General features: G+C 56.6%; 19 protein-coding genes and 1 tRNA gene. 9 read left to right on the top strand and 11 right to left on the bottom strand.

The genetic code is table 11. The features are described from left to right. The first annotated feature begins 26 nt into the window (after window positions 1-26). Both EC836_RS11545 and EC836_RS11540 read left to right on the top strand, forming a co-directional pair. Window positions 27-1,346 carry an FAD-binding oxidoreductase gene (locus tag EC836_RS11545; RefSeq protein ID WP_123333117.1) on the top strand — a complete coding sequence of 440 codons (1,320 nt, stop codon included), beginning with the start codon at window positions 27-29 and terminating at the stop codon, window positions 1,344-1,346. Between the two features lie 164 nt (window positions 1,347-1,510). After that, window positions 1,511-1,586 (top strand) — tRNA-Asn (locus EC836_RS11540). Window positions 1,587-1,628: 42 nt separating this feature from the next. Here the strand turns inward: EC836_RS11540 and EC836_RS11535 are convergent. The 3 genes from EC836_RS11535 to EC836_RS11525 all read right to left on the bottom strand — a co-directional run bounded on the left by EC836_RS11535 (window position 1,629) and on the right by EC836_RS11525 (window position 3,060). Further along, complete coding sequence (locus tag EC836_RS11535) at window positions 1,629-1,931, bottom strand: helix-turn-helix domain-containing protein (protein WP_023210258.1); 303 nt, start codon at window positions 1,929-1,931, stop codon at window positions 1,629-1,631. Window positions 1,932-1,935: 4 nt separating this feature from the next. Further along, the gene (locus tag EC836_RS11530; protein ID WP_123333115.1) at window positions 1,936-2,286 is read right to left on the bottom strand and encodes a type II toxin-antitoxin system RelE/ParE family toxin; all 351 of its coding nucleotides are present in this window, start codon (window positions 2,284-2,286) and stop codon (window positions 1,936-1,938) included. Between the two features lie 237 nt (window positions 2,287-2,523). Beyond that, window positions 2,524-3,060: a dihydrofolate reductase family protein gene (locus EC836_RS11525; protein WP_123333113.1), complete on the bottom strand. Its 537-nt coding sequence runs from the start codon at window positions 3,058-3,060 to the stop codon at window positions 2,524-2,526. Between the two features lie 99 nt (window positions 3,061-3,159). Here EC836_RS11525 and EC836_RS11520 point away from each other — a divergent pair, with 99 nt between their 5' ends. Beyond that, on the top strand, window positions 3,160-3,726 hold the full coding sequence (locus EC836_RS11520; protein WP_123333111.1) for a TetR/AcrR family transcriptional regulator: 567 nt from the start codon (window positions 3,160-3,162) through the stop codon (window positions 3,724-3,726). Window positions 3,727-3,784: 58 nt separating this feature from the next. Here EC836_RS11520 and EC836_RS11515 read toward each other — a convergent pair whose 3' ends face one another. Further along, window positions 3,785-4,597, bottom strand: coding sequence for a GGDEF domain-containing protein (locus tag EC836_RS11515; RefSeq protein ID WP_233599250.1), 813 nt, complete (start codon window positions 4,595-4,597; stop codon window positions 3,785-3,787). Between the two features lie 210 nt (window positions 4,598-4,807). On the opposite strand from EC836_RS11515, the gene EC836_RS11510 reads away from it, so the two are divergent. Then, window positions 4,808-5,344 (top strand): DUF2058 domain-containing protein, encoded by a 537-nt coding sequence (locus EC836_RS11510; RefSeq protein ID WP_123333107.1) that lies wholly within the window; start codon window positions 4,808-4,810, stop codon window positions 5,342-5,344. A gap of 9 nt (window positions 5,345-5,353) precedes the next feature. Here EC836_RS11510 and EC836_RS11505 read toward each other — a convergent pair whose 3' ends face one another. Then, window positions 5,354-6,052: an RluA family pseudouridine synthase gene (locus EC836_RS11505; protein ID WP_123333105.1), complete on the bottom strand. Its 699-nt coding sequence runs from the start codon at window positions 6,050-6,052 to the stop codon at window positions 5,354-5,356. Between the two features lie 159 nt (window positions 6,053-6,211). Between EC836_RS11505 and EC836_RS11500 the strand changes: the two genes are divergently transcribed. Together EC836_RS11500 and EC836_RS11495 are read left to right on the top strand one after the other, a co-directional pair. Next, entirely contained in the window at window positions 6,212-6,694 is a 483-nt protein-coding gene (locus EC836_RS11500; protein ID WP_123333103.1) for a cold-shock protein, read from the top strand. 111 nt (window positions 6,695-6,805) lie between these two features. Continuing rightward, a complete protein-coding gene (locus tag EC836_RS11495; RefSeq protein ID WP_123333101.1) occupies window positions 6,806-7,051 on the top strand; it encodes a DUF2543 family protein in 246 nt (81 codons plus the stop codon). 62 nt (window positions 7,052-7,113) lie between these two features. Here EC836_RS11495 and EC836_RS11490 read toward each other — a convergent pair whose 3' ends face one another. After that, entirely contained in the window at window positions 7,114-8,295 is a 1,182-nt protein-coding gene (locus EC836_RS11490) for an MFS transporter (RefSeq protein ID WP_158612783.1), read from the bottom strand. 191 nt (window positions 8,296-8,486) lie between these two features. On the opposite strand from EC836_RS11490, the gene EC836_RS11485 reads away from it, so the two are divergent. Continuing rightward, window positions 8,487-9,392 (top strand): LysR family transcriptional regulator, encoded by a 906-nt coding sequence (locus EC836_RS11485; RefSeq protein WP_123333097.1) that lies wholly within the window; start codon window positions 8,487-8,489, stop codon window positions 9,390-9,392. 47 nt (window positions 9,393-9,439) lie between these two features. On the opposite strand, the gene EC836_RS11480 is transcribed toward EC836_RS11485, so the two are convergent. Then, window positions 9,440-10,099, bottom strand: a complete 660-nt coding sequence (locus EC836_RS11480) for a Crp/Fnr family transcriptional regulator (RefSeq protein ID WP_123333095.1) — start codon at window positions 10,097-10,099, stop codon at window positions 9,440-9,442. Between the two features lie 251 nt (window positions 10,100-10,350). On the opposite strand from EC836_RS11480, the gene deoD reads away from it, so the two are divergent. Both deoD and EC836_RS11470 read left to right on the top strand, forming a co-directional pair. After that, the gene (deoD, locus tag EC836_RS11475) at window positions 10,351-11,061 is read left to right on the top strand and encodes a purine-nucleoside phosphorylase (protein ID WP_123333198.1); all 711 of its coding nucleotides are present in this window, start codon (window positions 10,351-10,353) and stop codon (window positions 11,059-11,061) included. 22 nt (window positions 11,062-11,083) lie between these two features. Further along, entirely contained in the window at window positions 11,084-12,610 is a 1,527-nt protein-coding gene (locus EC836_RS11470) for a cytosine permease (protein ID WP_123333093.1), read from the top strand. A 108-nt stretch (window positions 12,611-12,718) separates the two neighbouring features. On the opposite strand, the gene EC836_RS11465 is transcribed toward EC836_RS11470, so the two are convergent. From EC836_RS11465 to EC836_RS11450, 4 genes are all read right to left on the bottom strand, one after another. Further along, window positions 12,719-13,114 carry a hypothetical protein gene (locus tag EC836_RS11465; RefSeq protein ID WP_123333091.1) on the bottom strand — a complete coding sequence of 132 codons (396 nt, stop codon included), beginning with the start codon at window positions 13,112-13,114 and terminating at the stop codon, window positions 12,719-12,721. A 288-nt stretch (window positions 13,115-13,402) separates the two neighbouring features. Further along, a complete protein-coding gene (katG, locus tag EC836_RS11460; RefSeq protein ID WP_123333089.1) occupies window positions 13,403-15,613 on the bottom strand; it encodes a catalase/peroxidase HPI in 2,211 nt (736 codons plus the stop codon). 1,542 nt (window positions 15,614-17,155) lie between these two features. Next, complete coding sequence (locus EC836_RS11455; protein WP_233599243.1) at window positions 17,156-18,913, bottom strand: ABC transporter ATP-binding protein; 1,758 nt, start codon at window positions 18,911-18,913, stop codon at window positions 17,156-17,158. Beyond that, window positions 18,906-20,603, bottom strand: a complete 1,698-nt coding sequence (locus EC836_RS11450) for an ABC transporter ATP-binding protein (protein ID WP_123333194.1) — start codon at window positions 20,601-20,603, stop codon at window positions 18,906-18,908. The genes EC836_RS11455 and EC836_RS11450 overlap by 8 nt, the downstream gene beginning before the upstream one ends. Window positions 20,604-20,630 lie beyond the last annotated feature (27 nt).

The raw sequence follows: 20,630 nt of genomic DNA, 5'->3' as shown, positions 1-20,630 counted from the left end.
CCGCATATAAACGGGAGTATACCCAAGTGCAAAAAATAACCTCTCTGCCCGCCGACGATGCGCTTCCGGGGTGGTATCACACCAGTAAACCGCGCACGCCGCGCCCGGCCCACGTCGGTCAAAAGCAAACCCGCTGGGCGATTGTGGGCGCGGGCCTGACCGGGCTTGCCGCCGCTCGCCAGATGGCGCTGAACTTCCCCGACGACGAGATTGTATTAATCGAAGCGCAGGAGGTGGGCTTTGGCCCCGCCGGGCGTAACGCGGGCTTCGCCATCGACGTGCCGCATGATATCGGTGCGAAGGACTATATTGGCGATATCACCACCGCGAAACGCGTGCTGAAGCTGAACACGCTGGGCCAGGACTATCTGCGCGATATCGTGAAAACCCACGGTATTGAGTGCCAGATGACCGATTCCGGCAAGTATCAGGCGGCGGTGAGCAGTGCGGGTATTGCGGTGCTGGAAGCATATCGCAGTGGGCTGGAGAAGATTGGCCGCGAAACGCAGATGATCGACGAGCGCGATCTGCCGGATCACATCGGTATTTCATACTACAAGAAGGCACTGTTTATCCCCGGCACCGTGCTGGTGCAGCCTTCGTCGCTGGTGAAAGGGCTGGCCGACAGCCTGCCGTCTAACGTCACGCTGTATGAGAACACGCCGATTACCTCTATCGACTACGGCGATAAAGTGACGCTGATACACGATAACGGCAGCATCACGGCTGATAAGCTGATTCTGGCCAACAATGCTTTTGCCGCAGATTTCGGCTTCCTGAAGCGCACGCTGCTGCCAACGTTCCTCTACGGCAGCCTGACGCGCCCGCTGAATGAAGAAGAGCAGGCGCGGCTGGGCGGTAAGCCGGTCTGGGGCGTGATCCCGGCTCACCCGTTTGGCAGCACCATTCGCCGCACGGTCGATCACCGGATTCTGGTGCGTAACAGCTTCAGCTTTAACCCGAACGGCCGTCCGCGCGAGCATCTGCTGAAACGCTACATCGAGAATCACCGCCGGTCATTTGAGCGTCGTTTCCCGATGCTGTCCGGCGTGAATCTGGAGTATTCGTGGAGCGGCGCGATCTGCCTGTCGGAAAACCATGAAGGGTTCTTCGGCCAGCTGGCACCAAACGTCTACGGCGCGCTGTGCTGTAACGGTCTCGGGATCACGCGTGGTACAGCAACCGGTAAGCTGCTGGCGGATATGATCGCCGGTCAGCGCAATGAGCTGATTGATTTCCTGCAGGCATCGCCAGGACCTAACAAGACGCCGCCGGAGCCGTTCCTGTCGATTGGGGTCAATTCGGTGTTTAAGTGGGGGCAGTTCCGGGCCGGGCTGGAAGTATAGCCCGAGGAAAGCGATATTGCGGAGCGCAATTTGCAGCCATTTTATCGCCTTAATGGCGGTAATGACCGCAGATTGCTGCATCCTTCAGCAAACGATACCATTTTGAGTAAAAGGGTTTTGACATCCACCCTGAGGGCCTTTAGTATTCGCCCCGTTCACACGATTCCTCTGTAGTTCAGTCGGTAGAACGGCGGACTGTTAATCCGTATGTCACTGGTTCGAGTCCAGTCAGAGGAGCCATATTTAGAGAAGCCCGCTTAGGAAACTAAGCGGGCTTTTTGTTTACAGTGCAAATCCGTAGTGAGAACCATCAGGCAGTTCAACATCCAGGCGCAGCTTACCACCGGTCGCTTCAACGTAGCGTTTTAGGGTGGAGAGCTTCAGGTCGCGCCCTGGTTTCTCCATTCCTGCAACGGTAGGTTGTCTGATGCCCAGCGCCTGCGCCATTTCCACCTGAGTTTTCTGAACTTTCTCACGCAGTTCAGCAAGGTGAATGTTGAGCAGGATGTCCGTCGCCATCGCCTGAGCTTCGGCCACGACTTCAGGTTTTTCATCCGCAATAAGCTGTTCCAGCGTTCTGCCCATCGCGTTACTCCTTCTTTAATGTGTTCAGCCAGTTCGTGAATTCCCGGTCAGCAACAGGGAGCATCTCATCATAAAAACGTTTTTCATGGCCGGCCTTATTTCCGGCACAAAGCACAATACCGTTACGTGCCGGGTCAAAAGCGAAAAATGCCCGTATCGGATCACCCCGGCTCTGAATGCGCAGCTCTTTCATATTGCTGTAGCGGGAGCCCCTGAGCGTATCGGCATAAGGTCTGGACAAACCCGGCCCCTTTTCCCGCAGGACCAGGAGCGCGGCAAGCACACTGGCTCGATCGGTATCATTGAGCGAGGTAAACCAGCGATCAAACGTATCCGTTGTTTTAATCGTCCTCACGGGACCCCCTTAATAATATAGGTTATAGGCTATATAGGTGTAAAGCTATAAAAGGGGATTGTGAAGCGATGGGATGGGGGATTCATGCGTGATAAGTGCAAAGCTGAAGACCCATTCGGGTATTTCAGTGAGTCACATGCAAAGCTTCCACCGTTTTACGACCCATATCGGAAAACCAGTTCAGAAACAGCGTGAATTACGCCGGCATGCTTTAAAGGTGAGAGGTCACATAAACCGCTAAGATTTATCTCGCTGGTAGGTGGTTTGCACCAGAGTTTCCAGCAGTATTTCACTTATGGTTACCCTAAAATTTAAAGGGTTTTTTAGTTCCCCAAACAAAGGTCGCCTTCCTCCCAGCAGCATGGGCAAGCGAGTGATAACCATCCGATCGATTAAATCTTCGTTGAGAAAGTTTTGAATGGTTAAGCCGCCGTCAATGTAGAGGTCGTTAAATCCCTTGGCATTCAGTTCAGCGAGAATTTCTTTTAAATCCCCTTTAACCAGGCAGACTTTTTCCTCATAGCCCCGCGGCACATGGGTCAGGGTATTACTCAATACGAACACTGGCCGGGTATAAGGCCAGTCGCAGTTAAAACTCAATACGGCATCCAGGGTATTACGGCCCATCACAACAGCGTCAATGTCCTCCATTAAGGCATTAAACCCCGTATCCACATTATCCGGATTCGGTATCGAATACAGCCAGTCGAGCTTTCCCTGTTTATCTGCAATATAACCATCCAGACTGGTGGCAATGAATACGATGTTTGCCATGGGTACCTCATCAAAAAACCTGCCATTGAGTAAAGCGACGGTATCGCTTACAATAAATTCTACATTGTAGAATTAAGTTAAGATTATTGGAGTTATTAGATGGATGTCAATGAAAAAAAACGCGGGCGGCCAGCAGGGAAATTATCACCATTAAGTGCGGATGGTATTCTGGAAACCGCTAAGCATTTGATGAAAGAGGAGGGGAAGGTCCCCAGCATCCGCGCATTGGCGACGCAGCTGAACGTCGATCCCATGGCGATCTATCACTATTTCAATAACAAAAATTCGCTATTAGAGGCACTGACCACATCACTTGTCGCCGGGATCTATGTTCCGCAGGAACGTTCTGACTGGGAAGATGAGTTAACACGTCTGTGTGTCAGTTACATCGAAATATTACGTGAGTACAGCGGACTGCTTCAAACGATACTGAGCATGACATCACAGGGCCCGGCCCAGATATTTACCGAGCGCTATAAAATCATTGTTTCTCCTTTAGCTCTCCCCCAAAAAGCCGAAAAGGATGGCCTCGATTTGCTGGCCGATTATTTACACGGTTTCGCGTTATCCTTCAGTTGTTGCCCTGACAGCAGTCTGGTCCGGAATGAAATGATGAATGGTCCACTGACACTGATTTGTCACTCACTGCGATCCTGCAGAGCCTGACCCCGAGGCGGGTGCATAGGGGTGCCTGCGAGAACAGCGACAGAGCGCGGCGGGCGCGCTATGCCCACTGCACCCTGTTTCTGCCGTCGGACTTAGCCTGATAGAGGGCAACATCAACCCGCTTAAGTACATCTTTAACGGATTCCTGCTCCTTTTTAAGGCACGCGCCAATACTCACGGTAAAGCGAATATCATCGGCAATCACCAGTGTCCGGGTACGGGATAAAAGCTGCCCGGCGATCTGTTGGGCGGCGATAATATCGGTCGTGTTGACGATCACCGCAAACTCCTCTCCACCGATCCGGCAGGCAAGTATATTGTCGTCGTACAGAGTGCTTAACATTTTTCCAAAGCCCCTGAGAACGTCATCTCCGCGATCGTGGCCGAAGCTGTCGTTGATCTTTTTAAAGAAGTCGATGTCTATCAGGAAGACAAAAAGCGCTTCATCAGTTAACTCCCGCAGAGTCGTCATAAAGTAGCGTCGGTTAGGTAATGAGGTGAGTTCATCGCGGAAGGAATCGATGCTGGCATTGGCATATTTATCATTGAGATAGCGCACAATATAAAAAACACCCAGTGATACGCTGAGCATACCGACAAGCTGGGTTACATCTTCAATGTAGTAGGCAACCCACAGCGGCTGCCGGACGATTTCGTCCATCACATCAAACGCAGCAGAGACAATCCAGATAATCAACCCGGTATTGATCAACAGGCGCAGGCGCGGCTTCATCAGTAAACGGTTAAAGCTCCACAGAATAACGTTAAGAGCCAGTAGCTGGAGGCCGTCAAATACCCAGCCGGCATGATCTATCCAACCCTCTCCTCTCTGTTTCATCGGGAAGCACATCAGATGCAGCAGCATCACCATCAGACACAGTAATGCCGACAGCATCACCGGGATATAGCGGATTTTTCGCGATTCGTTTCGGTTAAAAAGTCCGTTCTCATATTTCACGAAGGGCATACTCACCTCTGATACAGACTTAAATTAAAACGATTCTACCGCAGATAGACCCTGAACGTAGGCGAAAAAACCAGGTATAATCCTCCGCAACATTCAACGGATTCAGAAGCGAAAATGTCAAAACTCACCTTACAAGAGCAGATGCTCAAAGCTGGCTTAGTTTCCAGCAAGAAAATGGAAAAAGTGCAGAGAACGGCGAAGAAGTCACGGGTGCAGGCGCGTGAAGCAAGGGAAGCCGTGGAAGAGAACAAGAAAGCTCAGATTGAGCGTGATAAGCAGCTAAGCGAGCAGCAAAAGCAGGCCACGCTATCTAAAGAGTATAAGGCGCAGGTCAAGCAGCTGATTGAGATGAACCGCATCATCTCTAAAGGCGACATCGGCTTTAACTTCACCGATGGCACGCTGATTAAGAAAATTTTAGTCGACAAGACCACACAGGCCCAGCTGATAAACGGCCGCCTGGCGATTGCGCGTCTGGGCGTGGATAACGTGGGTGAGAACACTTATGCGATTATCCCGGCCGTCGTCGCCGATAAAATCGCCCAGCGCGATGCCAGCAGCATTGTGTTAAACAGCGCGCTAAGTCAGGAAGAGCAGGATGAGGACGATCCGTACGCCGATTTCAAAGTGCCTGACGATCTGATGTGGTAATTCACGTTATCAGAACGGGGCTTCGCAGCGGGCTTCAATACGCTCACCGCTAACCGGATGGGTAAAATGCAGCTCGCTGGCGTGCAGCATCAGCCGCGAAGTTCGTTCAGTGCCCGGCAGCAGCAACCCGCCGTACAGGTCACAGCCCAGAATGGGATGGCCCATCAGCTGGCAGTGGATGCGCAGCTGGTGCGTTCGTCCTGTTTCGGGCGTCAGCTCAACCCGGGTCAGCGCCAGGCGCGTGCCGTCGGCCAACTGGCGCGCGAAGCGCTCAACCACCCGGTAACGGGAACGAGCGGGCTTACCGTTAATAGCGCATAGCGACATCAGCGGAAACAGCGCCGGATCTTTGGCAATCGCCGCCTCAATCACCCCTTCATTGTCGGCAACGTGCCCGCAGAGCAGCGCGACGTAGCGTTTCGTCACCGCTCGCTGACTGAACTGCTGGCACAGCGCGGCATTGATCGCTTTGTTGCGGGCAATCACCATCAGCCCGGAAGTGCCGAAATCCAGGCGATGCACCAGCGTACAGCCGGGGAAAATCTGCACCAGCCGGTAGTGAACCGAATCAAGATTTTGTGGATTTTTTCCCGACAGGCTCAGCAGTCCGGCGGGTTTATCGATCAGCAGCAGATGCTCGTCCTGATAGAGCGTTTTGATGCTGTCATGGCACGGTGGAGCAATAAAGGTGTCGATAATCTCAGACATCGGGCGATCCGGAGCGAAAGTGGCTGCGGATAATAACCCATTTTCAGCACAGCTGTAATTTATCATCCAGACTTAAGCCAAAGGCGTGGTCTGCGCGGGGATTGTGTTTTACACTGCGCGCTGCAAAAACCGAGTAGATAAACGATTAAGTAGGCGAAAATGGCGATGAACGGAACGATCACAACCTGGTTTGAAGACAAAGGCTTTGGATTTATCAAAGATGAAAACGGCGACAACCGTTATTTTCATGTGATCAAGGTCGCCAACCCGGATCTGATAAAAAAAGACGCGGCGGTCACCTTCGAACCGACAACGAATAACAAGGGACTGTCCGCGTACAGCGTGAAAGTGGCACCGGAAAGCAAATACATCTTTATCGCCGGTGAACGCCTGAAGCTGACCTCGATTAAGTCCTGGGTGGTTTACAGCGAAGAAGTGCCTGCCGATACCCGCATTGATAAAGAGCACGTGGTGCTGTCCGTGGGTGCGCTAATGAGCAGCATCAAGCCGAAAACCGCCGCGAACCCTGATGAAGTGCGCACGCTGAAGAAGCTGGCGATCACCACCTTCCAGGGCACCACGCTGATCTTCTCGGCGGACGAGATCGATGTGGATGCCACGGTGAAAATGCTGAAGATCTGAAATCGGTCGGCCTGACGCACGGGCAAAAACGGAATACGTAACGAGAATCAAGTTTACCGGGCCGGGCAATGACGAATCCGCGGCTATCGGAACACACAGCGGGAGCGACCCATGAGTAACGAAATATCTCTTAAATACTATGACATCGTTGATGAATACGCGGCAGAAACCGCACAGCCGGTGGACGACGCCGAACGCGATCCGCTGGCGCATTACTTCCAGCTGCTGCTTACCCGCCTGACGAACAACGAAGAAATCAGCGAAGCAGCACAGGAAGAGATGGCCGCCGAAGCGGGTATCAAAACGCAGCGCATTGATGACGTCGCTAACTTCCTGAATCAGTGGGGCAACGAATAGTTTCCCCCATGACTCGCTCTTCAGTCTTTCGTATTGAAGAGCGAGTTCGCCTTCTCCGTTCCCTACCCTGCCCTTTCACAGCGTAATTTTTCCACAGTTTCGGCTCTGCCAGCGGTGTTAAACAGGCCGGGCAGCAGCGTCAGTATCCCCAAAAAGGCCAGAACCAGCCCCAGCAGAAACGGCGAGCGGAAGCCCAAACCGGTATCAATCGCATAGCCACCGCCCCAGGACCCCACCACCACCCCGAGACAGATCACCGAAGTATGCAGGGTATTAATCAGCGACGTATTTTCGGTGACCTTAAACACCCGCGCGGACATCGCGGGCGTCAGGGTGATCCCGGTCAGCCCCATCATCATCACCGACAGCAGCACGGCGGTTTGACTTTCTACCAGAGCGTACAGCCCGGCCAGCGCCGCCATCAGCAGCAGACCACCGTAAAATATCACCCGCAGCGGGATTTTATCCGCCACGCGCCCCACGATAATATTGCCGATCACGCTGCATAAGCCGTAGGCAAACAGGATTCCGGGGATCGATTTCGTTGAGAATCCCACCGCGACGGAAAAATAAGGCACGAAATAGCTGAATGCGGCAAAGGTGGCGGCAATAATAAAGAAGCTGGTGCTGTAGGCCAGCCACAGTCCGGGATGAAAGACAGAATTTATCTCAGCCCGAATGCTGCCCTGCTTCTCCGTTTTCACCTCGGGAACGAACAGCATAATTCCCAGCGCGGCCAGCGCGGTGAGCACAATCACCAGGGAAAACGCCGCACGCCAGCCGAGGTAGCGATCGAGCAGCGTTGACAGCGGCAGGCCAAACACCATCGCCACCATCATCCCGCCTAAAACAATCGATGCCGCCACGCCAAAGCGGGCAGGATCGACCATCTTCGACGCCGCCAGCAGCGCAAAACCAAAGAAGGCAGCAGAGGATAAGCCGGTAAAAAACCGCGCGACCGCCAGCAGTTCCCAGACGTGTGAAAACGTGGCAACGCTCTGCGCAGTAAGGAACAGCAGACTGATGGCGAGCAGCGCGACCTTATTCCCAAGCTTAATTAACACGGCCGCCAGCAGCGGCCCCCCGACGACCATCCCCAGTGAATAAACAGTGATCAGATACCCGATATCGGGAATGGAAACCTGCAGATCCTGCGCCATCGAGGTCATCAACCCGGCCACCATAAATTCTGAGGTGGTCATGGCGAATAGCGTAAATCCCAGTATATAGATTGGCAAAGGCATAATAATCATCCGGTCGTCAAACAGCGTTTTAGATAATTCCGACCTTAATTTAAAAAGCGCGGCGCCGTAAACGCGTCGATATTCATATTGGTTATGCTAAAAATCATAAGCACAGCGTTATTCCTGCACTAACAAAGCCGCTAATATAGCCGGGCGATATTTCACGGCGGCAAACAGAGAACGGCAGCGATATGGATCTGAACGCGTTAAAAATATTTGTTAAGGTTGGCGAGTTGCAAAGCTTTACCCGTGCGGCGCGCGCGCTGGGATTCACCCAGTCCGGCATCTCCCGATCGGTGGCGCGGCTGGAAGAAGATCTAAAAATCTCGCTGATCAACCGTAATACCCACAGCATCAGCCTGACGGCGGATGGCCACTTTCTGTACGCGGCCTCCCGGGGGCTGATCAGGCAGATGGAAGAGATTGAACACCGCCTGGATCAGCGCAGCAGCGTGGTTGAAGGCACGCTGAAAATCACCACCCCTTCCGCCTTTGGCCGCCTCGTGGCCATGCCGCTGCTGGCGGGGATCCTGCAACGCCACCCGCTGCTGACCCTTGATACGGTAATGAGCGACCGCGTGGTGGATATCATTGAGGACGGCTTTGATGCGGCCATTCGCATCGGCGAGGTGGAGGATCAGCAGGTGATTGCCCGCCGGATAAAAGATCTGCGGCTGGTTACCGTTGCCGCACCGTCCTTCGTGGCACGCTACGGTAGCCCCGCTACACTCGCCGAGCTCAGCCGCTACAACTGCCTGACGGTGAAAGGTCAAAAGGACGGGCGCAGCACCGACTGGATGTTCCGCCATCAGGGTGAAGATCTACGTATCAGCGTCGAAGGCAACATGACCGTGGATAACGCCGATGTGCTGCTGGACGCCGCGTTGAACGGCATCGGGCTGGTGCAGGTGATGGACTTCGCCGTGGAGCCGCTGATTGCCGACGGCAAACTGGTTGAGGTCCTGCCCGAATTTTCCGGTTTTACGCGTCCGCTGCATCTGATCTACTCCCCTTCCCGCCACCGTTCGCCGAAAATCACCGCGCTGCTGCAGGCCTTCGGCATTGAGGATTTGGAAACGGTGGCAAATACGCGCTAGATGACGGGATAACATCAGCACGTGGCAAAACGCGTCTTTGCCTGATATCAGGCAGACTGCATCAGCAGCTGGCGGAATTTATCGATATCGCAAATGACATAGTCGCTGGCGATCTTCACCAGATACTTTTCGTCCACCAGCTGATGCAGCGCGCGGCGGTAGGTGCGCTCGGAGCAGCCAAAGCGTTCGGCCTCCCGGTAAACCTGTGAAAAGTCGACCAGCGGTTTGTTCTGCTGATACCGTTCATACAGATCCGCTACGATGTTAAACATCAGCGGCTGGAGGAAACGCTCCATGGTTTTCGCCATGCCGCGCTGGTAGCTGGTCGACAGCAGCTGGCTGAGCCAGACGCCGACCTCCGCGTGGCGGGTCAGCAGCGCATCCATCATCGCCCGGGGGATCACCTTCACTGTCATCGAGTCATGGGCCACCACCGAAAACTGGCTGGGGGTCTGGGTCAGATATTCAATTTCACCAATGATCGTATCGCTGACGAAGCGCTGGCCGAGGCTGAAGGTTTTGCCGTTGCCCGCGTTGTAATGCATGGTGTATTCGCCCAGCGCAATCCAGTACAGGGCTTTAATCTCCTCGCCCTGGCGCAAAATAACCTCACCGGCAGCCATCAGCTTGCTTTTCAGCGGTGCCGCATTAACCGCATCGCGTAGGATTTGGTGCCCGCGCTGCGCAAACTGCTGAATAATTGTCATAATATCGCGCTCTCAACGGCAAAAAAGTGGCTGAGACTAGCCCCCCGGCCGGAGCCTTGTCAATACGCTACCCGGCGTTGATTCTCGCACTTCTTTTCTCCCCGCACCGCGTTTTCTGTGGATTCACTCCCGCCCAAAACGGCAAATTAATGAATTCTGTGATCGCCGTCGGCCAGGCCCGGACATTTGCCTTTTTCACGCCGCGCCGGGATTTCTACCATCGGGGCCTGAACCACAGCAGGAGCACTCTGATGACGCCACACATTAATGCCCAACCCGGCGACTTCGCCGACACCGTAATCATGCCGGGCGATCCGCTGCGCGCGCAGCGTATTGCGGAAACGTATCTGACCGACGCCCGACGCGTCTGCGACGCCCGCAACATGTTCGGCTACACCGGCTTCTACAAAGGAAAGCGCCTCTCCGTCATGGCACACGGCATGGGCATCCCGTCCGTTTCGATCTATGTCCACGAACTGATTACCGGCTTTGAGGTGAAAACGCTGATCCGCGTGGGCACCTGCGGCGCGGTGGATGACGGCGTGGACATGCGCAACGTGATCGTCGCCACCGGCGCGGGCACCTCGTCGTCGGTCAACCGCGACCGCTTTGGCGGCTACGACTACGCCGCCGTGGCGGATTTCGATCTGCTGCGCCACTGCTGGACCGTGGCGCAAAAACAGCAAATCCCGACGCAGTTTGGTAACACCTTCACCAACGACCTGCTGTACGACAAGCCCGCCGGGATGCTGCCCGCGCTGCGCAAAATGAACATTCTGGCCGTCGAAATGGAAACCTCGGCGCTGTACACCCTCGCTGCGCAGCATCGTGCCAGGGCACTGAGCCTGCTGACCGCCTGCATTAACAGCAATACCGGCGAAGAACCCGCCGCAGAACAACAACAAACCGCGTTAGACAATATGTTCCGGCTGGCATTAGAAACCGCCATTTTTAGCGACTGAACCTCTTGATAAGGCTTATCCGATGACAAACTCTACACAGCAGCCCGCTTCCGGCGGGCTAAAAGTTGAAGCTAACGGCGTGAATGCCGTACCGGAATCTGAACGCTACGGCTCACCGTCCGGGCTGTTCCCGGTATGGTTTTCCTGGAACGTCTCGATCCTCGGCATTGCCTACGGGATTTACGTTTACTCTCTCGGGCTGAACGTCTGGCAGTCGATCAGCGCTGGTATTGTCGGCTATCTGATCTCCTGCTTCCTGGTGGGTATTCTGGCCGTCGGTGGCCCGCGTACCGGCCTGCCGACGCTGACCCAGACCCGCTCCTGCTTCGGCTATCACGGCAATAAGTTCCCTACCCTGTTCGCCTACATCTCCAATATGGGCTGGAAGATCACCCTGATCACCCTCGCCTCCACCTCCGGCGCGGCGCTGTTTGCCAAGCTCTGGCCCGCCGCTTTCGCGCTGGCCGACGGTAAGCCGACGCTCAGCTGCATACTCAGCTGGTTTATTCTCAGCCTGGCGCTGACCATGTCGGTGGCGGTCTACGGCCATCAGCTGATTATGAAGGTGGAAAAGTACATCGCCTGGCTGACCGGCTTTATGAGCATTATCTTTATTTTCCTGATCCTGCCGCATATCCACTGGGATCGCGTGGGCGTCAGCGCCCATCAGGGCAGCCTGCTGACCTGGATCGGCGGCGCGGTGATGGCGATGACCATGGTCGGGCTGGGCTTCCTCAACTACGGCGGCGATTTTGCCCGCTATCTGCCGAAGAAAACCCCGGCTTCGAAAGTGATTTTCTGGACCACGGCAGGCATCTCCTTCCCGGTCAGTATTCTGCTGATCCTGGGAACCCTGCTGGCCGACAGCAATCCAGAACTCAGCGCGGCGGCGGCGCAGGCACCGATTTCGTCCCTGACCGATCTGCTGCCGATGTGGTTCTACGTGCCCTTCTCCGTGGTGATTATTATCTCTCTGCTGTCGGCGGCGATTACCGGTATCTACAGCTCCGGCCTGGCGCTGCTGGCGCTCGGCCTCCCGGTCAGCCGCGCGGCGACCACCGCGATCAATGCGCTGATCATCGGCTTCGGTGCGTTCTATCTGATGTTTATCTCCGACTCGTTCCTGTCGACGTTCCAGTCATTCCTGGCGTCGATCTCGGTGGTCATCGGCTCCGCCGGGGCGATCCAACTGATTGATTTCGTGCGGCAGAAGCGCCTGGGCTGGGATGTGACCCTGGCCAACAAACCTGAATCGGGCGGCAGAGGCGGACGCTGGACGGCGCTGCTGGCACTGTGTGTCGCCACGCTGGTTGGCCTTGGAACCATTACCTCCAGCGATCCTTACATCGCACATATCGTCGGATTTTTACTGACCGATGAAGCCCGCAAAAGTCTGTTTGCCACGGCGAATATCGGCGTGATTGTCTCAATGATGACCGGCGGCGGGATCTATGCGCTGCTGACGTTTGTGCTGAGGATTGAAAATCATTCCGTGTCTGCACATCAGGCGGGCAGCGTGAATTCGCACAAGCCGCAGAAAGCGGTATAAGCGAAACGATAGCCACTGCGCCTGCGAAAGCATATCAGGCTGGCGCGGTGGTATTACTTGAAGGGATTTTGGTGGCTGTGTGATTTACAGGCTTTAAGAAATACAAATCTATTTTTTAAGCATGGCAACAAACCTTTCCCACAGCGACATCCTTTTAAGCATGGCGGATTTCGCCCAGGAAGGATTGAGGAGATCGCTCGGCAAGACATATTCACGATCGTCTTCATCAAGGACTTTGGCATTTAACCTTTCAGCAATCTGCAGCATTTTACAATAAAGTGCGACATCAGGTTGTTTGCTATAAACACATCCCCTGTTCCAGTCCAGCCATGGGTCAATGTGCTCGCTCTCACCACGCCAGATAGCATTGAATTCGCCGTTGCGAGGATTTAAGGAGAGTTCTTCATCCTCTTCAACCAGCTTAAGCCACTCTACGCTACTTATTGGATTATCAGCACTTTCACTCCAGGTTTCAGCTTTTGTAATATACATTTCCCAGCCCATGACAACATCCCGCTAATTTCGTTTCATTAGTGGGTCACTATATCCTATTTCGGCTGATTGTAATCTGTAACGTCAATAGTCGAGTCAGAACTGGCGGTATATTAAACGCTTCGGTGTAAAACACGGTTAAAGGTATAATGGCACAGAAAAATCATACCTATTTAAATAACACCGCCCGCCGCGATTCAAATCGCGAAGCCGAACGTTAAGCGTTTAACGTTCGGCCTTCGCCGCAAAAACCGGGCGGGCGTCTGTTCTCCCCGGCGGATGTCACCGGGGAAATACCTGTCAGAGTTCGAATCGGTCCAGATTCATCACCCGGGTCCAGGCGGCGACAAAGTCCTTCACAAACTTCTCTTTGGCATCATCACTGGCGTACACCTCCGCCGAGGCGCGCAGGACGGCGTTGGATCCAAACACCAGATCGGCACGGGTCGCGGTAAACTTCACTTCCCCGCTCTGACGATCGCGCCCTTCAAACGCTTCGGCACTGGCGTCTGTCGCTTTCCACTCGGTACGCATATCCAGCAGATTAACGAAGAAGTCGGCGTTCAGTTCGCCCAACCGATCGGTGAACACGCCGTGCTGGCTGCCGTCGTAGTTAGCGCCCAGCGCACGCAGCCCGCCCACCAGCACGGTCAGTTCCGGCACGGTCAGCGTCAGCTGCTGGGCCTTATCGATCAGCAGATTTTCGGTGGAACCTGCGCCACTGTGCCCGCGATAGTTGCGGAAACCGTCGGCCAGCGGCTTCAGCCATCCGAACGAGTCGACATCGGTTTGATCCTGGCGCGCATCCACGCGGCCCGGGGTGAACGGCACTTCGATGTCCACGCCGGCCGTCTTCGCCGCCAACTCAACGCCCACCGCACCAGCCAGCACAATAACGTCCGCCAGCGACGCTTTTTGTTCTGACTGCTGGATCGCTTCAAGCTTCGGCAACACGCGGGCGGCAACGGCATTCACCTCCCACTCGCGCTGCGGCAGCAATGCCAGCCGCGCCCCGTTGGCCCCGCCGCGCTTGTCGCCGCCGCGGAAGGTAGAGGCTGAAGCCCACGCCACCGACACCAGCTCGCTGACCGTCAGGCCGGATGCCTTAATTTTCTCTTTCAACAGCGCGATATCCGCCACCGTTGGGTGATAAACCGGCTGCGGCAGCGGATCCTGCCAGATCAAATCTTCTTTCGGCACTTCCGGACCGATGTAGCGCGCTTTCGGTCCCATATCGCGGTGGGTCAGCTTGTACCAGGCACGGGCGAAGGCTTCATTAAACGCCTGCGGATCGTTGAGGAAGCGGCGCGATATCTTTTCGAATTCCGGGTCGAAGCGCAGGGTCAGATCGGTGACCAGCATGGTCGGCTTATGTTTCTTCGCGCTATCGAAGGCATCCGGGATAACGTCTCCCGCGTTAGTGGCTTCAAACTGGATTGCGCCGGCCGGGCTGCGGGTCTGCACCCAGTCGTATTTGAACAGGTTCTCAAAGAAGTAGTTGCTCCACTGGGTGGGCGTCTGCGACCAGGTGACTTCCAGGCCGGAGGTGATGGCATGCGCACCGGATCCGGAGCCGTAGCTGCTGGCCCAGCCCAGGCCCTGCGCTTCAATCGGCGCGGTTTCGGGATCGACGCCAACATGGCTCGCCGCTGCCGCCCCGTGGGTTTTACCCAGCGTGTGGCCCCCGGCAATCAGCGCGACGATCTCTTCATCGTTCATTCCCATATTGCCGAAGGTCGCGCGAATGGCGGGTGCCGCCGAAGCCGGATCACCGCTGTGTTCCGGGCCTTCCGGGTTAACGTAGATCAGCCCCATTTCCGTAGCACCGAGCGGCGACTGCGCCAGCGCTTCCGGGTGGCGGTGCTCAAGCCAGTTTTTTTCGTCGCCCCAGTTTACATCCAGATCCGGTTCCCAGACGTCTTCACGCCCGGCACCAAAGCCGAAGGTGCGGAAGCCGGAGTTTTCCAGCGCCACGTTACCGGCAAGAATATAGAGGTCGGCCCAGGAAATTTTTTGGCCGTATTTTTGTTTTATCGGCCACAGCAGACGACGCGCCTTATCGAGGCTGACGTTATCGGGCCAGGAGTTGAGCGGTGCAAAACGCTGCTGGCCGCGTCCGGATCCGCCGCGCCCGTCAACCGAGCGGTAGGTGCCCGCGCTGTGCCACGCCATACGGATAAACAGCCCGATATAGCTGCCCCAGTCGGCGGGCCACCAGGACTGAGAATCGGTCAGCAGCGCTTTCAGGTCGGCTTTCAGCGAGGAATAGTCCAGTTTGGCGAATTCTTTGCGGTAATCGAAGGCTTCACCCAGCGGGTTAGATCGGGAGGAGTGCTGATTCAGCAGGTCAACGCGCAGCTGGTTGGGCCACCAGTCGCGATTGCCCGTGCCGCCGCCGGAGGTTTTGTTCGGTTTTCCCTCATGGAAAGGGCATTTCCCCGCCGGGGCTTCTCTGTCTGCTTCTACAATCGGCTTTGCATCATTTGCTTCTTGATCGGTCGAATTGCTCATGGCTCTACTCCTGTTGTTATTCTCTGGCTACTCTATACGTGGGTTTGAGCGGGGCACATTTGGATCACCCTATATATTTAATAGCCTTTTCCTTAAATATTGAGCGGATATTGTGATTATTCAGTGAAGTCAGTGGGTTGGAACGATGATTTCTTTCGCTGGTTGCGCGTTTCAGGGGAGTGGTGTGGAATGGCTTGCAGATCGGTGCTCTGTTGAAGGCGTTGGGGCGGCTTACTGCACCGGCACGAGTATGTCCCTATAGCCTGACGCACGGCCATCCCTGGCCGTGAGTCTGCATCCACCCGCCCCAACGCCTTCCCTTACTGGCTTCTTCGTTGCTGTTATCAAAACTCCAACCGCAAACCGTATTAACTTCAGTGTTAAGTCAATAACCTGGCCTGGCCCCAATATCTCAGACGAGCGGACAACAACTTCTGCATCAATCTGGAAACTCAGTGCACTTCACAAAACCACGTACGGACTCAGTTTGTAGAGCCAGATTTCGCACAGCCATCTCCGCAATCAAGGGGACGGGGGGAAACTGCGCTAAGCCGGACGTAACGCGCCACGGACGGCGCGTTCCGAGGCCTGCATGGATGCGGGTTTTGCCGGTCCGGCGTGTGCAGTCTCCCCCCGGCCAGTGCTCCCGAACGCACATGGATTTGTTGATCGATGAAGCCACTGGGGCTGTATTAAGTCGCGTTGAGATTCGTGTTCGGTTGAAGCCGTCGGGGCGGCTTACTGCACCGGCGCGAGTATGTCCCTATAGCCTGACTCACGGCCATCCCTGGCCGTGAGTCTGCATCCAGCCGCCCCAACGCCTTCCCTCATTCGCTTCTTCGTGGCTGTTTTAAAACGACCCAACAGGGATTTGTAATTGCATCAAAGTTTAATGAAAAAACCTGATCCGGCCCCCTCGTTCGCAGAATGGACAGGCGACAAGCTAATAATCCAGAAATTCAGCAACAGTATCAGAACCGAATTTCGCACAGCGATCACAGCTATCAAAAGGTAAGGGGGTGATGGCGCTAAGCCGGGCGTAACGCGCCAAGGACGGCGCGTTCCGAGGCCTGCAAGGATGCGGGTTTTGCCGGTCCGGTGTGCGCCATCACCCCCTGACCCGAACCCCGATCGCATAGACGACTAGCCAAAAATTCACAAACCGAATGCCCGATCGCAGAACCGACTTTGCAGCAGCCATCCTCGCTATCAAAGGGACGGGGGAAGACTGCGCTAAGCCGGACGTAACGCGCCACGGACGGCGCGTTCCGAGGCCTGCATGGATGCGGGTTTTGCCGGTCCGGCGTGCGCAGTCTCCCCCCGGCCCGGACCCCGATCTCACAGGCGAACTTCGCATAGCGATCCCCGATATCAAAGGGACGGGGGGAGAATGCGCTAAGCCGGACGTAACGCGCCACGGACGGCGCGTTCCGAGGCCCGCAGGGAGGCGGGTTTTGCCGGTCCGGCGTGCGCAGTCTCCCCCCGGCCCATACCCCGATCGCCCAGCCAACCTGCCAACGATCCGACCAGCCGACCAGCCAGCTATGCAACAGCAGCCCCAGGCCGCCAGCTCATCGCCTGCTGCTGCAACCTCCACATCTCCGCATACAGCCCCTCCGCCGCCATCAACTGCTGATGATCCCCCTGCTCCACAATCTGCCCCTCATCCATTACCACAATCCGGTCGGCATACCGCACCGAAGAGAGTTTATGGGCGATTACCAGCACCGTCTTCCCGGCGGTCAGCGACTGCATCGCCAGTTGAATATCGCGCTCATTTTCCGGATCCAGCGACGCGCTGGCCTCATCCAGAATAATCAGCGGCGCGTCCTTCAGCAGCGCGCGGGCAATCGACAGCCGCTGTAACTCGCCGCCGGAAAGATGCACCCCGCCCGCCCCCACCAGCGTATCCATGCCGTCGGGCAAACTGTCGATCAGCGTCAGCAGCCGCGCGGCTTCGCACACCCGGCGCAGCGCCTGCATATCCACATCTGGCTGCGCCACCCGCAGATTATTAGCGATGGTGTCGTTCAGCACGTAGCTCTGTTGAAACACCACGCTGATATACGACTGCCAGTGGCTCGCGTCCATCTTCGCCGTATCAATGCGCTGCGGATCGCTGCCGACCCAGATGGTGCCCCCTTCCAGCGCCCAGAAGCGGGCAATCAGCGACGCGAGGGTTGATTTACCTGAACCGGACGGCCCGACCAGCGCGGTCACCTGCTGTGCCTCAATGGTCAGATTCAGCCGTTCGAACAGGCGCGGTTTATCGGGATAGGCAAAGCTGACGTTATCCAGCCGGATGCGCAGCCGGTCAGGGTCGCGCATCTCACTGCCCTGCGGCAGCACTGGCAGATCGAACACTTTGGCAATGCGCCCGGCGGCGAGGCCAAAGTAGTTCAGCTCGGCGAGGAACATCGAAATATTTAGCAGCGGACGGAAGAAGCGCACGGCGGCGATCAGGAACATCAGCACCTCGGCCATTGGCAGCGTCTGCCCCAGCCAGGCCCAGCTGACCGCCGCCAGCAGCACGATAAATCCGCACTCCACCAGCAGGTTAAAGCTGTAAACCGGCCAGGCGCTGGCCTTCTCGGCGGTCAGCGACTGCCGCCAGGTCGTCTCCAGCACCTTATCCAGCCGCCCAAACGCCTGCCCGGTCATCCGGCTGGCCTTCAGCTCTTTAATGCCGTCGATATACTCCATCAGCGCGTCGTTCAGGCGGAACATCAGCGCCTGCATCTGCATCGTCCAGCGGCGCGCGTAGCGGCGAGTCAGCAGGAAGGCCGCCACCGCCAGCGGCAGGGTCGACAGCATCGCCAGCCCCATCCGCCAGTCCTTAAACAGCAGGCCCAGCGCGAAGAAGCACACCACGGAAACACTGGCGATAAACGGCGCGTACAGATGGGTGAAGATTTTCTCGCTCATATCGATATCCTTCAGCAGCGTATTGTTCACGCTGCTCATATCGGTACGGTAAAAGAAGCCCATCGGCAACCGCCGCAGATGCTCGCCAAGGGATTTGCGCAGCTGATATCCGGCGCGAAAGCCCATCAGCGACAGGTTGAAGTTCAGCACCCTTGCCAGCGCCACGCGCACCAGCATCAACAGCAGGCAGCCCGCCGCCAGGGTAAACTGCCAGCGCAGATCCGGCGCGATGGAAAGCATGTCGAGCAGGATGTAAAACAGCAGCGCGTAAGGCACCGAAGCGAGAAACGCATCCAGCACCGTCAGCAGCACCATTTTGCGCAGGCCGCTAAGCGCGGTGCCGACCTGTTTCATCAGCTTGAAAATATCATTCATGCACCACCTCCGGCTGCCGTACCGGCAGATGCCACTCGCGCGCCTGCTGGTGCGCCTGCCACATATGCAGATACAGCGGACAGGCCGCCAGCAGTTCAGCATGCGGCCCTTCAGCAACTTTCGTTCCCTCTGCCATCACCACGATCTTATCCACCTCGGTCAGCGTGTTCAGCCGGTGAGCAATCACCAACACCGTTTTGCCCTGCATCAGCGCAGACAGCGCTTGCTGAATCAATGCTTCGTTGCGTGCGTCGGAAAACGCCGTCGCTTCATCGAGGATCAGGATCGGGGCGTTTCTGGCTATAGCGCGGGCAATCGCCAGCCGCTGCGCCTGCCCGCCGCTCAGCATGCCGGGCCGTATTGGGGTGTGATAGCCCTGCGGCAGGGCGCGGATAAAGTCATCGGCGCAGGCCGCGCGAGCCGCCGCATGGATCTGCTGCTCGCTCAACGCCGTATTGCCCATGCGGATGTTGTTCTCCACCGTCTCTTCAAAGATAAACACGTCCTGGAATACCACGCTGACCAGCGACATCAGCTGCTCCAGCGGCATGGCGGTAATCGGCACGTCGCCAATCATCACCTCGCCGCGCTGGTACTCGTACAGCCGGGGGATCAGCTGCGCCGCGGTGGTTTTCCCCGCGCCGCTGGGGCCAACGACAGCGGTGATCTGATGCTGTCTGGCGGTAAAGCTCAGGTTTTCCAGCGTCGCTTTCTGGCTGTTGCCGTGGGTAAAACCGACCTGCTCGAAGCGGATATCGTAGTGGTTCAGCGTCGCCCACTGCCCGGCATCCTGCTGCACGGGCATCGTGGCGAAGTCGCGAATGTTTTCCACCCCCTTCAGCAGCTCGCTGAACATGCCGGCAAACTGCAGCAGGTTAAACAGCGGCTCCATCAGCCCCACGCCAAGCAGCAGGAACATAAACAGCGTCGCCAGGGTCACTTCCCCCTGGGCAAACAGCCAGATCCCCACCGGCATCAGGCACAGCAGCCCGATGTCGATGCTGATTTTAAACAGCGCCATCGGCGTACGCGTATCGCGCAGCCAGCCGCTGACCAGCTGATAGTGCTCATCCACCGCCCGGGCGTAGCGGCGGTGCGAGTCCACCGTCATGTTGAAGGTTTTCACCAGCGGCATGCTTTTCACAAAATCGGTGATGCTGGTATGCAGATCCGCCACCACCCGGTGGTAGTCGCCGATGCGCCCGCTGAAGCCGCGAAAGATCCAGCACTGCATAACAATCGCCACCGGCAGCGGGATCAGTGCCACCAGCGCCAGCCGCCAGTCAAAGAAAAACAGCAGCAGCGCGGCGGCGGGCGGGGTAATAATCGCCGCCGCCATATCCGGCAGATGGTGGGCGACAAAGGTTTCGATGCGGCCAATATCGTCGGAGATAATCTTCTTCAGACGGGCGGAAGTATGCTGATGGCAAACGCTGAGCGGCAGCCTGCCCACCCGCTCGATCACCCGGCGACGCAGATCGAACAGCAGCCGGAAGGCCGCCTGATGCGACAGCAGGCCGGAGGTCAGCTGCAGCGAAATTTTCAGCGCCAGCGCCAGCGCCGCCAGCCCGACCCACTGCCACACCTGCCCGGCGGTCAGCGCCCGGTCGCTCAACATGCCGTCAACCAGCCGCCACACCAGCACGTAGGGCACCAGCGCCAGCAGCGAGTAGCACACCGCCAGGCTCATCGACAGCGCCAGCCGCGCCCGCTGCGT

It is taken from the genome of Erwinia sp. JUb26 (genome assembly GCF_003751505.1).
In the GTDB taxonomy this organism is placed as follows: Bacteria; Pseudomonadota; Gammaproteobacteria; order Enterobacterales; family Enterobacteriaceae; genus Erwinia.
This window is presented reverse-complemented; position numbering and strand designations above follow the sequence as displayed.

What these genes read in the sequence shown, in the direction of transcription:
- EC836_RS11535 (WP_023210258.1), bottom strand. Translation starts at nt 1,931, where the DNA reads ATGGGCAGAACGCTGGAACAGCTTATTGCGGATGAAAAACCTGAAGTC.
- EC836_RS11525 (WP_123333113.1), bottom strand. Translation starts at nt 3,060, where the DNA reads ATGGCAAACATCGTATTCATTGCCACCAGTCTGGATGGTTATATTGCA.
- EC836_RS11520 (WP_123333111.1), top strand. Translation starts at nt 3,160, where the DNA reads ATGGATGTCAATGAAAAAAAACGCGGGCGGCCAGCAGGGAAATTATCA.
- EC836_RS11515 (WP_233599250.1), bottom strand. Translation starts at nt 4,597, where the DNA reads ATGGTGATGCTGCTGCATCTGATGTGCTTCCCGATGAAACAGAGAGGA.
- EC836_RS11510 (WP_123333107.1), top strand. Translation starts at nt 4,808, where the DNA reads ATGTCAAAACTCACCTTACAAGAGCAGATGCTCAAAGCTGGCTTAGTT.
- EC836_RS11505 (WP_123333105.1), bottom strand. Translation starts at nt 6,052, where the DNA reads ATGTCTGAGATTATCGACACCTTTATTGCTCCACCGTGCCATGACAGC.
- EC836_RS11500 (WP_123333103.1), top strand. Translation starts at nt 6,212, where the DNA reads ATGGCGATGAACGGAACGATCACAACCTGGTTTGAAGACAAAGGCTTT.
- EC836_RS11495 (WP_123333101.1), top strand. Translation starts at nt 6,806, where the DNA reads ATGAGTAACGAAATATCTCTTAAATACTATGACATCGTTGATGAATAC.
- EC836_RS11490 (WP_158612783.1), bottom strand. Translation starts at nt 8,295, where the DNA reads ATGCCTTTGCCAATCTATATACTGGGATTTACGCTATTCGCCATGACC.
- EC836_RS11485 (WP_123333097.1), top strand. Translation starts at nt 8,487, where the DNA reads ATGGATCTGAACGCGTTAAAAATATTTGTTAAGGTTGGCGAGTTGCAA.
- EC836_RS11480 (WP_123333095.1), bottom strand. Translation starts at nt 10,099, where the DNA reads ATGACAATTATTCAGCAGTTTGCGCAGCGCGGGCACCAAATCCTACGC.
- deoD (WP_123333198.1), top strand. Translation starts at nt 10,351, where the DNA reads ATGACGCCACACATTAATGCCCAACCCGGCGACTTCGCCGACACCGTA.
- EC836_RS11470 (WP_123333093.1), top strand. Translation starts at nt 11,084, where the DNA reads ATGACAAACTCTACACAGCAGCCCGCTTCCGGCGGGCTAAAAGTTGAA.
- EC836_RS11465 (WP_123333091.1), bottom strand. Translation starts at nt 13,114, where the DNA reads ATGGGCTGGGAAATGTATATTACAAAAGCTGAAACCTGGAGTGAAAGT.
- katG (WP_123333089.1), bottom strand. Translation starts at nt 15,613, where the DNA reads ATGAGCAATTCGACCGATCAAGAAGCAAATGATGCAAAGCCGATTGTA.
- EC836_RS11455 (WP_233599243.1), bottom strand. Translation starts at nt 18,913, where the DNA reads ATGAATGATATTTTCAAGCTGATGAAACAGGTCGGCACCGCGCTTAGC.
- EC836_RS11450 (WP_123333194.1), bottom strand. Translation starts at nt 20,603, where the DNA reads ATGAGCCTGGCGGTGTGCTACTCGCTGCTGGCGCTGGTGCCCTACGTG.